This is a genomic window from Pontibacter rugosus, from assembly GCF_042678745.1.
In the GTDB taxonomy this organism is placed as follows: domain Bacteria; phylum Bacteroidota; class Bacteroidia; order Cytophagales; family Hymenobacteraceae; genus Pontibacter; species Pontibacter rugosus.
Genome location: NZ_JBHTLD010000022.1, coordinates 1 through 13,744 on the forward strand (window position 1 = coordinate 1; position 13,744 = coordinate 13,744).

Consider the following 13,744-nt stretch of genomic DNA (forward strand, 5'->3'; position numbering starts at 1 on the left):
TTTCAAATATCTAACTAAATTAGTAATTGATATAATCTATCCTCTTAATCCTCCGCTGCCTCAAGCTGGTCCCGCTGGTGCTAGATTGCAGCTAGTGCCTACTATGGTGTAGAGCTTACAGCTCTACTGGCTCGCAGAGCCATACCTGTACAGCCTCGGCCATAATCCTTTGCCTCTACTTCCTGCTTCCTTCATCCAAGCTATCTTTCCTAGCTGCCTTTCATCCTCCAGCTCCCAAATACACATTGTTTCACCTTTGGCTATGGAGCGCTCACGGCTGGGATAGGGCCCTATATGAGCGGGCCCTCGTCCTAGGGCTAGGGGTGGTTGGACAACAGCAGCCATGAAACTTATACTTGCGAAACGGCTTCAGCTGAAGTTGAAGTTACACTCCTCAAATGAGCCAGGAGTAGGGTGGTGCTGCAGGAAAGCAAGAAAGGCAGCTACTCTCGTAGCTGCCTTTCTTTAAAATCATAAATAACGACCTATTTAAATGCAGGTATACCAGTGATATCAGCACCTGTAATGAGCAGGTGAATGTCGTGCGTACCTTCGTAAGTGATCACCGATTCCAGGTTCATCATGTGGCGCATGATCGGGTACTCCCCCGTTATGCCCATGCCACCATGTATCTGGCGTGCTTCTCGGGCAATGTGCAGCGCCATGTCTACGTTGTTGCGTTTGGCCATCGATATTTGCTGCGTAGTAGCTTTACCTTCGTTCATGAGCGTGCCTAGGCGCCAAGCCAGCAGCTGTGCCTTTGTAATCTCAGTTAACATCTCAGCCAGCTTCTTCTGCGTGAGTTGGAAGCCACCTATCGGTTTATCAAACTGAATACGCTCCATACTATACTTTCTAGCTGACTCATAGCAGTCGATAGCCGCTCCGATAGCACCCCATGAAATACCGTAACGGGCCGAATCTAAACAACCGAGTGGGCCGCGCAGGCCTTCTATGTTTGGCAGCAGGTTCTCTTTCGGCACTTTCACATTATCAAAAACCAACTCACCTGTTGTGCTGGCTCGTAGGCTCCACTTATTGTGGATTTCTGGCGTAGTGAAGCCTTCCATACCTCGCTCTACAATCAAGCCTTTTATGCGCCCCTCTTCGTTCTTCGCCCACACTACCGCTACCTGGCACTCTGGAGAGTTAGAAATCCACATCTTGGCACCGTTTAGCAGGTAATGGTCGCCCATGTCTTTGATATTGGTGGTCATGCCGCCCGGGTTAGAGCCGTGATCTGGTTCTGTTAGGCCGAAGCAACCCAGCCACTCTCCGCTTGCCAGCTTTGGCAGGAATTTCTTGCGCTGCTCCTCAGAGCCATACTTGTAAATCGGGTACATCACCAAAGACCCTTGTACCGAAGCCGTAGAGCGCATACCAGAGTCGCCGCGCTCAATCTCCTGCATAACGATGCCGTAGCTGATGTAGTCGAGGCCGCCGCCGCCATACTCAGTCGGAATAGTTGGGCCAAAGGCGCCTACATCACCGAACTTCTTCACGATCTCAGACGGGAAATGCGCGTCCTGCGCCCATTGCTCAATGTAAGGTGATATCTCGCGCTTCACGAAGTCGCGCATCGACTGCCGAACAAGCTTGTTTTCTTCCGTTAATAAATCATCAATGTTATAGTAGTCAGGAGCTCCTGCTGATTCGTATGCCATAGCTTTGTCTTAAGGTTTGGGTAAGGGTATTACGCAAAGATAAAATTTTAACTGAATTGTCAGAATCAGGATTTGCAGGATTGTAAAGGATTAACAGGATTGAGTAATTTAGGTTTTAACTGTTATTAACTACAGAAGTATAAACTGGCATTTAACTATGCTCTATTAGCATCATATATTAAATTTTGAGAGCTGCCGGCAAGTGTTGTCGCTTAATCTAAGATACTTAACAAGTATAACCCTGCTCTTCCTTTACCATCCTGCAAATCCTGCTTCACAAAAAAAAGCCCCACCAATTCAGCAGGGCTCCTTCATCAAGTATAAACCTGTACTTAAAACTTTAGCCCAACAGACAGCAGGTAGTTGCGCGTAGCCTGCGGATAATAGAAGTTCTCTGTATACTGTTCGCCATAGATATAGCTGTAGGTATAGCCATTTGCTGCATACTTTTCATTAAACACGTTGCTGATCAGCAGGCCTAACTCGAGTTCCTTCAGCATATTTTTAAAACCGATGTTGTAGCGCAGACGCACATCTCCTACCTGGTAGGCGGGTATAATTCTGTTCTCATTCTCGGTGTTATCGAGGTACTGCTGGCTTACCGTTTTATAGATGAAGGCGGCACGGAGACCTTTCACCACTTCCACTTCCAGCTGTGTGTTGGTTATCCAGTCTGGTGAGAAAGCAATAGAAGAACTATTATAAGTGTTTTCAACCTGATAATACTGCTCTTCACCATCCACAACCTCAGTAGCATCTACGAACTCGGTAAAATCTTCGATTTTGTTCTCGCTGTAGGTAATGCTGCTGCGCACACTTGCTCTGCTACCTAAGCTTACCGTACCGGCAAACTCTATCCCTTGGCGGTAGCTTTTATCAATATTGGTACGCGTATAGGCTCCTACATCATTAATCTGGCCAGTTAACACCAACTGGTTTTTATAGTTCATGTAGAAGTAGTTTGCCTCTACATCTGCTGTCAACGCTGTACCGAATAATTCTCCTACTCCGAATACACCACGGTACCCAGCCTCCACATTGCGCAGCGTCTCGTGCTTTGGCCGGCTAGCTGGAGTAGACTCTGTAAAATCGTCGCGTACGGGTTCACGGTTACCAATGGCGTAAGAGGCATAAAACTGGTGCTCCGGCTGCAAGCTGTAGGTTATACCTGCTTTAGGGTTCCAGAAAGAATAATCGGCATCTTGGGTGATATTATCGCCATCATTGTCAAAGCCCAAAAACTCATACTTCACCGTGCGCAGCTGCAGGTCCCCAAAAACACTCAGCTTATCTGTAAGGCCATAGCTGGCTTTAGCAAACACGTTGAAGTCAGTTTTTTGCCCATCGTTATCATAGTACCTGTCGCGAATGTTAGCGGTAGGTGCATACTGAGCCCAGATGATCTCACCAAAATGGCTGCCGTCGTACCTGTTCCAGGCACCGCCCAACGTAGCGTTCAGGCGCTGGTTCGGGTTATACTGCAAAGCATAGGTTACGCCATAGAAATCGTTATCAAGCCAGCGGCGGCGGATAATATCAGAGACTTCTATTGTCTCCCCGCCTATCTCTATACTTGGCAAACCATAGTCAGACAGGTCGTCTTGTCCTTTAAACTCCTCGTAGTAGCCACGACCATAGGTATAGTGCAGCGCACCAGAAAAGCTAAGTCCCGGCATAAAATCATGCGACAGGTGCAGCTGGTAATGGTCCTGCTGGTAATTGTCGGTTTGGTTATCGTAAGTGTAGTAATTGTAGGTGCGGCCGGATGAAAGCAGGTTCTCCCGGTCTTCACCCTCAATCCCGTTTCTGTCTATGTAATTCTGCAAATCTGTGGTATTGCCGTACACCAATGCTTCCGGGGTGCCATACCAGGCTTGGTAGGTTTTTTCTTGGCCAGAAAATGTGATGAACTTAACAGTTGTTTTATCGCCATAGTAACCGCCCGAGAAGTATAGCGATTTTAAGTCAGAAGAAGCGCGATCTATGTAGCCATCAGACTTAATCCGGGATAGGCGGCCATCAAAAGCAAACTTACCATTAATCAAACCAGTACCGAAGCGGATGTTGTTCTTCCAGGTGTCGAAAGAGCCGTAGGTATTGTCTGTCTCGGCGTAAGCTTCGCGGCGTACGCGCTCTGTCTGGATATTTATACTTGCGCCAAAAGCACCAGCCCCGTTCGTGGAAGTACCTACCCCGCGCTGCACCTGTATATCCTGCACCGAAGAGGCAAAATCAGGCATGTTCACGAAAAATACGCCGTGGCTCTCGGCATCATTCACAGGTATACCATTTACGGTTACATTGATGCGGGTAATGTCAGAGCCACGAATGCGGATGCCGGTATAACCCACGCCTCCACCTGCATCAGAGTTTACCACCACCGACGGCGTTTGCTCCAGCAGGTATGGCAGGTCTTGTCCGAAGTTGCGTTCCTCAATTTCTTCGCGGGTAACGTTGGTAAAGGTGGTACCCGTACGCTCGTCGGCACGTGTGGCCTGCACTAATACCTCACTTGCCTGCATCGCTTTCTGCTTTAGGATGATGTTGAGGTTGGTATCCTGCTGCAGGTTTACGTTTAGCTTTTGTTCTTGAAAACCCAGGAAGCTTATTTTTAAAGTATAAGCTCCGGCTGGGAGGTTAGGAAAGGAGAAGTCACCAGCAGCACCTGTTGTAGCACCTGTACCCGTGCGCTCCAGTACGACCGTAGCACCAGTAAGCCCACCACCCGTAGCTGCATTACTTATACGGCCGCTCAGCTGGTACTGGGCAAGCAGTTGCAGCGGCAAAAGGATTGCCAGTACTGCAAATAAGAATTTGTTCATTGTAATCTGTAAAAGAAAAATCCGAAAATGCAGGTATGCCAGGGGTTTGCAACCCGCTACATTTCGTTTACCGTTTTCCCTTCGCCAGCATTACCCGGATCAGGTTCAATGGGTATGATCTCAGCCCGTTTTATTAAGGCACCCCTAAACTGCTGCAAAGGTACGGGCCTCTACACTGAAATCAAAACTTAGATTATTTATACTTGAAAATCCCATCACCCACAGCAGCAGACAAGTCACTAAATTTTAGTGCTGATGGATAACCACTTAACCGAAAAGTACGTTGTAAAACTTAACTGAGGCACATTATTCTTTACCACCCGTCGTAAGGATTTCTGCCTTGCAGAAAGATTAGCAGAAGTAGAATTATTAAAGCAGAACCATAATGATGATCAGCATATTATACACAATAGCATTATTAACCATACTGGCATATTACGCCTTTGCCCCCCGTAAAAAATTTAACCGCCCACCATCCACTGACAACGACGATGATGGAGGAGAACCTTTAGGAGATGATTTACCTGACCTTGATTTACCACCGGGAATTTCTCTGCCTATCAATGATTACGAGCCCACGTATGACATCAGAAGAATAAAAGTGCCAAAGTTTCCTGAACCTTCGTTGCACTGAGCTTCCTGTCTCATTCTCATTACAAGATAAATCCCTGGCTGCACATACACTATGCACAACCAGGGATTCTTTGTTTACCAAAATGAAGAAAGCTGCTATAGCAACGCTTAGCTATACTTGCAGCGAGGATTTTATAAAACAGTTATACTATAAGTGCGCTCAAACGATTGCCCCGGCGCCAACTGGTTGATTCCTTCTTTTTCCTTTAGCTCTCCGCTCTCTCCTTCGCGGCTGGCTATGCCACACCAGGGCTCTATGCAAACATATTGTGTAGTATCTGGCTTTGCCCAAATGCCCAAGTAAGGAAAATCCTTGAAGGCAACTTCTATACGGCGTGCACTAGCAGGGCTGCCTAACAATACTTTCTCTGATTTCAGGCGTTTCAGCACCAGCGCGTCTTTATCAAAGAAGCTTGGGTTTAGCGGTAACACGCTGCCCTGCTCCAGTATCAGCTCTGTCTCTCCGCTCAGCAAGCCTTGATCGGTTAGCAGGTGGCGGTGCAGTGTTTCTTCCTGCTCGAATTCTATAAAGTAGTCCTCATACCGCTCGCCCGGGTAAAACGGTACCTTAAAGCCCGGGTGTCCTCCTACTGAAAAGTATAAAGCTTGCTCGCTGCTGTTGGTAACATGATAGGACACAGATAGCCTGTTCTCATCAAGTGTATAAGCAATCAGCAACCTGAACTGGAAAGGGTACTGCGCCAGCGTTTCTTCGTCTTCTGTCAACTCAAATACAAGCTTATCGCTTTTCTCATTTACAAGCTTAAACTCTTTGCGGCGTGCAAAACCATGCCGCTTCATTTCATATACTTTATCTTCAAAAGTATACTGCTGCCCTGGCAGCTCCCCTACTATCGGGAAAAGGTTAGGTGCATGCCCCGCCCATACTTTCGGATCAGCTTGCCAGATAAACTCCAGGTTTTCATCTTTTTTGATGAAGTGGTGAAGTTCAGCGCCAAGTGTATCGACGCCCACTTTATAATTATCGTTCTCTAGGAAGTATAGCATGTTTCTATGTTTGTTTGATTTTCTGGAGCAGCGCATCTACATGAGCACAGGCACTTTGCAGACGCTCCTCTTGCTGCCCTCGTATTTCTGCAAAAGGCACCTGTAGCACTTCTAGCTCCCGTTTATACCAGTCGTAAAAGTACTGACGCAGGTGCGGGTGCTCACGCTGTGGATCTGGCTCCCAGGGCAAATCAACGCCCATAAGCAGGTAAAGGTTATAACCTTGAGTCTGTAGTTGCTGCTGAATCCAATCGGGGCAGTGGCCAAAGGCGTGTTCACTCCATATTTTAAGCACCAGCATGTCTGTATCGGCAAAAAGTAGTGTATCTGCTTGCTGTGCCACCTGCTTTTCCAAGGCCAGTTGCCCGTGGGCAATGGCTTCTATGTCTTTTAAGATATAAGACCTGCCAAGGTTGCCCACATAGCTGCGTGCGTACTCCGGCACCCATACAGTTTTATATATTTCTGCCAGTTGCTCTGCCAGCGTAGACTTACCTGTAGACTCGGGCCCGGTAATAGCAATTTTGATCATAATGAAAACGGCAGTAGAGAACCTGGTTTATTTTTACTGCGCCTAAAGATAGCCATACTTGCTTTAGCACCGCTTGCCGGCCAATAACTTTTACACCTGCCACAGCTGTTATAGGGCGTTTATTGAGAGGATAAAAGAGCAGTTTGAGCAGCAGATACAGAAGGTGAGTATAAAGGAGAGAAGGTTTAACCTAGATGAGGACGTATAAAAGTAAAAGGCTACCGTTGAGGCAGCCTTTTTAATCTAATTTTCAGAGAAGCTGTAGCCATAGAAATTATACACCTCCACTGGCTTTGCTTTTTTAACTCCGTACTGCCTCAGAAGAATCTTTTTAGGGCTCTCGTCCGGCGACTCGTAACCCCATTTCATTCGGTTCTCGAATTTCAGTTCTTCTGGTAATTCAAGTTTACGTTGTTTCATGGTGCTGCATCGTTAGTGGTTATACAAACTACGCCCGGTGTGGGGTCGCAGCAATAGGTACGGTTGGTAAGTCAGTGTACGTTGTTCTACACCTGCCGGATTTAAACTATCGCTTGATAATATATGACTATACCAAAAGCATGCATAATTATGCGCCTTATTCCCAGAAAATCATACTTAGTAGAGCTTAAGCAGCTGTTAAGGAAGTTCGTGCTTTCGCTCTTTTTTTCCATTCTATAAGCCCTGCTACAGCCATTACGAGCAGCACAAAGTAAAACACAGAGGTAAAAATCAATCCCTTAACAAAGTATAGCGGAATAGAGGCAATGTTTGTTAGTATCCACCAGTACCAGCTTTCAACTTTCTTTTTTGCCATCAGCCACATACCCGTATACGCGGTGGCACTGGCAAAAGCATCCGCCCAAGGTATAACGCCTTCGTAAAAAGCATTCTGCAGGTAAACGAGGCAAAAGTAGATCACCACATACAAGCCTGCACAAAAAGCCAGTTGCTGCATCCACTGCTTCTGGTTAGAAAAAGTTATTTGCAGCACATGCTCCTCCTGCTGGTTTCTCCTCGACCACAGCACCCAACCGTACACGCTAAGAACTGTGTAGTATACATTCACGCTTGCCTCCCCTATCAGATGATACTTATAACTTAAGTACACGTAAATAGTGGTGCTGATCAAGCCAATGGGATAAACCAGGATATTCTCTTTTCTGGAGTACCATACGCTGACAATGCCTGCAATTACAGCAATATACTCGAGTGCAGAAGTTTGCTGCATCCCTGTTAAAAACTGTTCCCACAGCTGCGCTATACTTACTTCTGCCAGCATCAGCAAAAGAACGTGCAGCTGCCCGGGCGCAGCCGAAGAAAAGGCAACCTGAGAAGCTGCCACCATACTTTGTACTGTTTCCATTGCTGCAATTTACACCCCCAAACCTGCTCGTGTAAATAAAAGCATGTTAATTTTGCCTGATGGTGCAACAAATCTATTCGTGTGGCACTACTTTATACTTAGAGCAATCAGCATAAAACAGGAACCATGGATGAGATTACAGCACAGGAGTTGAAGGAGAGGCTGTCGCGGAGCAATAATATGCAGCTAATAGATGTGCGGGAGCCGGAGGAGTTTGAGATTTGCAACCTGGGCGGCGAGCTCATTCCGTTAGGTGACCTGCCAAAACAGTCTGCCCGTATACGCCGGGATATTCCTGTTGTGGTTGTGTGCCATCATGGTTTCAGAAGCGCACAGGCCATCAACTACCTCACGCAGCGGCTTGGGTTTGAGAATTTGTTGAACTTAAAGGGCGGGATTCATGCCTGGGCAACGCAGGTTGATCCTGGAATGGCTGTTTATTAATGTTTCTCAGGTAAACTTGATTCAGGCTCTTTCTGGTGCAAGCGTCCGCTTATGTCTTGGACTACCTCTGGTACGGCTCCATTTCTGCTCACGCAGAAAGCAAGTTGAAAACTTGCCACATGCCCCGTCACAAGTTACGCTCCGCTAAACTTGCGACATAACTAGATCAGGGACTGCAAACAATCCAGTAGAAACACCTGTAGGGACGGGTCACGACCTGACCGCAAGATACCGTCAGTTATAAAATCCATACTTTGTAAAGTAGAAACATCTAAAATCCCCCTTCTCGGAGGAGTGAGTTCACCTGTGTAATTCAAACTACAGCTCTTATACTTGGATAGGCATAACTACAGAAATAAACGTGTTGGAGGCAGAAATCCTGAAAGAGACAGTAATTACTGGAGGTCAAAACAGTTGTCATGAAAAACTTCAGAAAAATTACACGGCTAGTTTCATACTTATCCATAAAAGTTTCTGTAACTTTACGCGGCAAATAATAACCCCTAATTTATTTGCCATGCGCTCTGATCAGTCTAAGATTTTATTTGAAGCACTTACCTACGATGACGTGCTTCTGCTCCCGGCATACTCCGAGGTGCTTCCACACCAAACTGATACTTCCTCTCAGCTTACCCGTAACATCCGAATCAATACGCCGCTTATTTCAGCTGCGATGGATACTGTTACAGAAGCTGATTTAGCTATAGCAATGGCACAGGAAGGCGGTATTGGCATTATCCATAAAAACATGTCTATCAAGAAGCAGGCTGCACAGGTGCGCAAAGTTAAGCGCTCTGAAAGCGGTATGATTCTGGACCCTATCACGCTAAACGAAAGTGCTACGCTCGGCGATGCCGTGCAGATCATGACTGAGAATAAGATTGGCGGTATTCCGATTGTGAACAACGACGGTAAGCTGACAGGTATCATCACCAACCGTGACCTGCGCTTCGAAAAAGATCTTACGCAGTCTGTTACTTCAGTTATGACAACGCAAAACCTCATAACAGCACAAAAAGGTACTGATCTCTCTAAAGCAGAAGACATTCTGCAAGAGTATAAAATCGAAAAGCTGCCTGTTGTAGATAAAGATGGAAAGCTGGCCGGCTTGATTACCTACAAAGATATTCTGAAGAAAAAAGATCGTCCGTTTGCCTGCAAAGATGAGTTTGGCCGCCTGCGTGTTGGTGCTGCCGTTGGCGTAACACCTGATGTGCTGGACCGGGTAAAAGCCCTGGTTGATGCTGGCGTAGACGTGATAAGCGTAGACACAGCCCACGGCCACTCCAAAGGAGTGCTGGAAGCAGTAAGAAAGATAAAAGACACTTATCCGAACGTAGATATTATTGCCGGAAATATAGCTACTGCCGAAGGTGCCAAAGCGCTTGCTGATGCCGGAGCTGATGCTGTGAAAGTAGGTGTCGGCCCAGGCAGTATCTGTACTACCCGCGTGATTGCCGGTATAGGTGTGCCGCAGCTTTCAGCTGTAATGGAGGCTGCACGCGGGCTCGAAGGCACAGGTGTTCCGGTTGTCGCTGATGGCGGCATTAAGTTTTCGGGCGATATTGTGAAAGCCCTTGCAGGTGGTGCCAGCACCGTTATGATTGGCTCGTTACTAGCCGGCACAGAAGAAGCCCCAGGCGAAATGCTTATCTACGAAGGCCGTAAGTTTAAAACCTACCGTGGCATGGGCTCTGTTGAGGCTATGGAAGATGGTTCTAAAGACCGCTACTTCCAGGGTGACGAGAAAGACAACAAGAAATTAGTGCCGGAAGGTATTGTGGGCCGTGTGCCTTATAAAGGTTATGTGAGCGAGGTTATCTACCAACTGGTAGGGGGCATCAGAGCAGGCATGGGCTATTGCGGCACGGCCAGAATAGACGACCTGTGGAACTCTAAGATGGTGAAGATAAGTGGCGCAGGCCTTCGCGAAAGCCATCCGCACGATGTGCAGATTATGCGTGAAGCCCCTAACTATAGCCGCTAGGTTATAGCATACTGACAGCCTAAAAAGAGCCAGGCTGTATTTTTATTCTTAGAGGCTGATTGAATACAGTTTTTGCTAGCGCAACGAATAAAGATCAATCATGCTCTTAAAACAATGCAGCCAGGGCACTGCCCTGGCTGCATTGTTTTAAATTGAGGCCACCATAACATGTGTGGCGGCCCTTGCGGAAATAATGCCAACCTACGCTATAATATTTACGTTATGCAAGGTGATTTTTCAAACAGGACCCGACGCCTTAGCCAAAGAGCTGATTTTTTTCTTACCTTCACTTTGATTTCAGCTAGGGAGAACCATATTCGGTCGTGGTAAATAAAAGACGGACTTCCGTTTTATGCTATACAAAAATAACGCAAAATCTTTACTGGTTACCTCTGCAATCGTAAGCTGGCTACTGCTGCTTTCTTTTGTGCTGCTTAGTGCCGAAAGCACTATGGCTGGCAATGGCGTACCAAAATTTGCGTTACCCTTTCTCAGCAATTTACTGATAGTCATATTTATTGTCTCTGTATTTCTGTTTCAGCGGCTGCAGACTGAATCACTGAAGGGTATCGACTTTATAGGCTACCTCTGGAACCTGTTTTCAAGGGCAGGTGTGGCGGCATACTTAAGCGTTGCGCTCTATCTGGGCTATCGGGTATACTCCAACTACTCAGAAACACAGTCCTCGCTCCTGCTGCACCTGGTCTATCAGATCAACTTTGGGTTAATGGTGCTGTTCCTGTCCAAGGCATTCTATATCTGGAAAGTGCTGCTGCTGTACCATAAAAACAAGTTTCTGCAGATTGCATGGGACTGGTTTGAGCTTTTATTAGCTGCCACTCTCCTACTCACCATCTTCAACTTTAAGTATACCAGCTACATCTTTTTGCCCCTGTTGGCCCTGATGAGCTTCTACATACTCTTTCTGTGCACAAACCTGAAGTGGGTAGCATACCTCACGTTCAATAACAAAAGCCGCTCTCTGGTGCTGCTGGGGGCTATCCTGCTTAGCTGTTACATCTTTGTGCGCTTCTTTAAAAACACAGCTGATAGCCCTAACCTGGTTATAGACTATACTGATGTTGGCTTTCTGCTGCTGGCCATGCTTTTTGTAGGGCTGTATTCGCTGGCTGCTTTTCTGGTTTCGCTGTTTAGCTTACCTACCTCCAGTGTATTTGAGCAAAAAAGCGAAGACTTGCTTAATTTCCAGAGGTTGAGCCAATCCATACAACAAGGCCAGAGCGAACCACAGGTGTACGATATGCTGTTCGATAGCACCATAAAAGCAGCAGACGCCAGTGCTTCTTGGTTTGAACTCATTCGAAACGGAGAGCCGCATGTTTCGCACCTGCTTAACATAGATGCCGACCAAATCAGCCGAATCAGGCACCTGCTACTGGCGTACAACATTCACAACATCGACTACATCAACAATAACCTTAGCCGCAACCCGGGCTTCCGTGAACTGCTGCTGCCCTGGAAATCGATGGTTATACTTCCGATCAAATCATATAAGTATTTATCGGGCGTTTTATACTTGCTGAAAGACATAGAAGGCGGCTTTGACAGGGAAACCGTAAATGTACTACGCACCTTCACCAGCCAGACAACGCTTACTATTGAAAACCTGCGCCTGGTAAATGATTCGCTACAAACCGAGCGTTATAAAGAAGAGCTAAAAATTGCCACCCAGGTACAGGAAAGCCTTATACCTAAAACATTCCCTACGGATAGCTGGTTTGAAATAAGCACCCATTCGGCAGCCGCCAAAGAAGTAGGAGGCGATTTTTACGATTTCCTGCAGCTAAGCGAATCCCGTATTGCCATTATTATTGGCGATGTTTCGGGCAAGGGAATTTCGGCGGCCTTCCATATGGCACAGATGAAAGGCATTTTTCATGGGCTGATGCAACAGGACATGGCTCCCAGTGAGTTTATGAAACAGGCAAACAGTGCCTTAAGCAGGTGTCTGGAGCGAACCTCTTTCATCACTTCTGCGCTATACATTATCGACTACCGAATGAAGGGCTTTGTATTTGCGCGTGCCGGCCATTGCCACACGCTGTATTACAACTCCATGATGGATGAGGTGTTTTACTTTCAGACGGAGGGCCTGGGACTAGGCATAATCCGGGACAAGAGCTATTCAAACCACATACGGGAGATGTTTTATGACTACAACCCCGAAGATGTGATGGTGATGTATACAGATGGTATAGTAGAGGCCCGTAATGCAGCAAACGATGAATATGGAGAAGAGAGGTTGCTATACATGCTAAAGCAAACGTATCACCTGGAGGCTGATGATATAAAGTGGGCCATCATAAACGATTTACAGGATTTCACAGGCCCTGATAATCTCTATGACGACCAGACACTAATGGTGATAAAGTTTAAACCCACTCAACCTAACACATGATTAAGCCGTAAAGTATGCCGATGAAAATTACACAAGAAATCAAAGAAAACACCGTCATCATGACGCTGGATGGCGAGCTGGACGCCAGCTCCTCTGTACAGTTAGACGAAGAATTGTCTGATCCTGAAATCATGCAACACAGCAAGGTGCTGGTAGACTGTCAGAATCTTGACTATATTTCTTCTGCTGGCCTTGGCGTGTTTATCTCACACCTGCAACGTTTTGAGGATGCCCAGATTAAACTCATCTTTTATAACATGCAAGATAAAGTTCGTAACGTGTTTGAGATTCTTGGCCTCGACCTGCTGATGACCATCGTCTCTGATTACGAGGAAGCAAGAAGCATTGCAAATGAATAATTCCATTCGGGTAAATTGTACTAAAAAAAACCTGAAGCTGATACGGGACTTTGTAACAGAATACCTGCGAACGCTTGCGCTTTCAGATATTCTGATGAACCAAATCGTGCTGGCAGTAGATGAGATATGTGCGAACCTCATCATACATGCCAACCACGAAAATCCTGAAAAGCACATTACACTGACCATACACAAGCTAAAAGGTCAGGTAAAGTTTGAGATTACAGATGAGGGTGTCGCTTTTGAACGCTCTAACTACAAAGAGCCCAATATTGAGGAACATATCCGCATTGGAAAAAAAGGCGGTGTAGGCATTGCACTGGTAAACCGCATCATGGACAAAGTAGAGTTCTCCACAAAAGGCAACAAGAATATCTGCCTGCTTTATAAAAAAATCGTTTAAAGCTACTTACATACTTTAGCTGCGCATTTCCCGTTATCCGGGAACGAAAGCCTGATTAATAGGATTATGGTTATAGTTTTTGGCTTATCTGTCAGAAATTTTAATTAAAATTGCATACCCTGATCCTA

At 46.3% G+C, this 13,744-nt stretch carries 12 protein-coding genes and 1 riboswitch; of the genes, 6 read left to right on the forward strand and 6 right to left on the reverse strand.

Annotated elements, in window-relative coordinates; translation table 11 throughout:
• Positions 1–485 precede the first annotated feature (485 nt).
• Together ACFQ2O_RS04245 and ACFQ2O_RS04250 are read right to left on the reverse strand one after the other, a co-directional pair.
• On the reverse strand, positions 486–1,664 hold the full coding sequence (locus ACFQ2O_RS04245; RefSeq protein ID WP_377523167.1) for an acyl-CoA dehydrogenase family protein: 1,179 nt from the start codon (positions 1,662–1,664) through the stop codon (positions 486–488).
• Between the two features lie 332 nt (positions 1,665–1,996).
• Entirely contained in the window at positions 1,997–4,486 is a 2,490-nt protein-coding gene (locus ACFQ2O_RS04250; protein WP_377523168.1) for a TonB-dependent receptor, read from the reverse strand.
• Positions 4,487–4,545: 59 nt separating this feature from the next.
• Positions 4,546–4,642: riboswitch (TPP riboswitch) on the reverse strand.
• 229 nt (positions 4,643–4,871) lie between these two features.
• Here ACFQ2O_RS04250 and ACFQ2O_RS04255 point away from each other — a divergent pair.
• A complete protein-coding gene (locus ACFQ2O_RS04255; protein WP_377523169.1) occupies positions 4,872–5,120 on the forward strand; it encodes a hypothetical protein in 249 nt (82 codons plus the stop codon).
• A 131-nt stretch (positions 5,121–5,251) separates the two neighbouring features.
• Here ACFQ2O_RS04255 and ACFQ2O_RS04260 read toward each other — a convergent pair whose 3' ends face one another.
• The 4 genes from ACFQ2O_RS04260 to pnuC all read right to left on the reverse strand — a co-directional run bounded on the left by ACFQ2O_RS04260 (position 5,252) and on the right by pnuC (position 8,004).
• A complete protein-coding gene (locus ACFQ2O_RS04260) occupies positions 5,252–6,127 on the reverse strand; it encodes an aldose 1-epimerase family protein (RefSeq protein WP_377523170.1) in 876 nt (291 codons plus the stop codon).
• Positions 6,128–6,131: 4 nt separating this feature from the next.
• Complete coding sequence (locus ACFQ2O_RS04265; protein WP_377523171.1) at positions 6,132–6,659, reverse strand: AAA family ATPase; 528 nt, start codon at positions 6,657–6,659, stop codon at positions 6,132–6,134.
• A 243-nt stretch (positions 6,660–6,902) separates the two neighbouring features.
• The gene (locus ACFQ2O_RS04270) at positions 6,903–7,079 is read right to left on the reverse strand and encodes a hypothetical protein (protein WP_377523172.1); all 177 of its coding nucleotides are present in this window, start codon (positions 7,077–7,079) and stop codon (positions 6,903–6,905) included.
• 187 nt (positions 7,080–7,266) lie between these two features.
• Complete coding sequence (gene pnuC / locus ACFQ2O_RS04275; protein WP_377523173.1) at positions 7,267–8,004, reverse strand: nicotinamide riboside transporter PnuC; 738 nt, start codon at positions 8,002–8,004, stop codon at positions 7,267–7,269.
• 126 nt (positions 8,005–8,130) lie between these two features.
• Between pnuC and ACFQ2O_RS04280 the strand changes: the two genes are divergently transcribed.
• The 5 genes from ACFQ2O_RS04280 (at position 8,131) to ACFQ2O_RS04300 (ending at position 13,616) form a co-directional block, all read left to right on the forward strand.
• Positions 8,131–8,448: a rhodanese-like domain-containing protein gene (locus tag ACFQ2O_RS04280; protein ID WP_377523174.1), complete on the forward strand. Its 318-nt coding sequence runs from the start codon at positions 8,131–8,133 to the stop codon at positions 8,446–8,448.
• A 517-nt stretch (positions 8,449–8,965) separates the two neighbouring features.
• The gene (gene guaB / locus ACFQ2O_RS04285) at positions 8,966–10,435 is read left to right on the forward strand and encodes an IMP dehydrogenase (RefSeq protein ID WP_377523175.1); all 1,470 of its coding nucleotides are present in this window, start codon (positions 8,966–8,968) and stop codon (positions 10,433–10,435) included.
• 352 nt (positions 10,436–10,787) lie between these two features.
• Positions 10,788–12,854, forward strand: a complete 2,067-nt coding sequence (locus ACFQ2O_RS04290; RefSeq protein WP_377523176.1) for a GAF domain-containing SpoIIE family protein phosphatase — start codon at positions 10,788–10,790, stop codon at positions 12,852–12,854.
• A 20-nt stretch (positions 12,855–12,874) separates the two neighbouring features.
• Entirely contained in the window at positions 12,875–13,213 is a 339-nt protein-coding gene (locus tag ACFQ2O_RS04295) for an STAS domain-containing protein (RefSeq protein WP_377523177.1), read from the forward strand.
• Positions 13,206–13,616, forward strand: coding sequence for an ATP-binding protein (locus ACFQ2O_RS04300; RefSeq protein ID WP_377523178.1), 411 nt, complete (start codon positions 13,206–13,208; stop codon positions 13,614–13,616). Before ACFQ2O_RS04295 ends, ACFQ2O_RS04300 begins: the two co-directional genes overlap by 8 nt.
• The last annotated feature ends 128 nt before the right edge of the window (positions 13,617–13,744 follow it).

What these genes read in the sequence shown, in the direction of transcription:
- ACFQ2O_RS04280 (WP_377523174.1), top strand. Translation starts at nt 8,131, where the DNA reads ATGGATGAGATTACAGCACAGGAGTTGAAGGAGAGGCTGTCGCGGAGC.
- ACFQ2O_RS04265 (WP_377523171.1), bottom strand. Translation starts at nt 6,659, where the DNA reads ATGATCAAAATTGCTATTACCGGGCCCGAGTCTACAGGTAAGTCTACG.
- ACFQ2O_RS04250 (WP_377523168.1), bottom strand. Translation starts at nt 4,486, where the DNA reads ATGAACAAATTCTTATTTGCAGTACTGGCAATCCTTTTGCCGCTGCAA.
- ACFQ2O_RS04295 (WP_377523177.1), top strand. Translation starts at nt 12,875, where the DNA reads ATGAAAATTACACAAGAAATCAAAGAAAACACCGTCATCATGACGCTG.
- ACFQ2O_RS04270 (WP_377523172.1), bottom strand. Translation starts at nt 7,079, where the DNA reads ATGAAACAACGTAAACTTGAATTACCAGAAGAACTGAAATTCGAGAAC.
- guaB (WP_377523175.1), top strand. Translation starts at nt 8,966, where the DNA reads ATGCGCTCTGATCAGTCTAAGATTTTATTTGAAGCACTTACCTACGAT.
- ACFQ2O_RS04245 (WP_377523167.1), bottom strand. Translation starts at nt 1,664, where the DNA reads ATGGCATACGAATCAGCAGGAGCTCCTGACTACTATAACATTGATGAT.
- ACFQ2O_RS04255 (WP_377523169.1), top strand. Translation starts at nt 4,872, where the DNA reads ATGATGATCAGCATATTATACACAATAGCATTATTAACCATACTGGCA.
- pnuC (WP_377523173.1), bottom strand. Translation starts at nt 8,004, where the DNA reads ATGGAAACAGTACAAAGTATGGTGGCAGCTTCTCAGGTTGCCTTTTCT.
- ACFQ2O_RS04300 (WP_377523178.1), top strand. Translation starts at nt 13,206, where the DNA reads ATGAATAATTCCATTCGGGTAAATTGTACTAAAAAAAACCTGAAGCTG.
- ACFQ2O_RS04290 (WP_377523176.1), top strand. Translation starts at nt 10,788, where the DNA reads ATGCTATACAAAAATAACGCAAAATCTTTACTGGTTACCTCTGCAATC.
- ACFQ2O_RS04260 (WP_377523170.1), bottom strand. Translation starts at nt 6,127, where the DNA reads ATGCTATACTTCCTAGAGAACGATAATTATAAAGTGGGCGTCGATACA.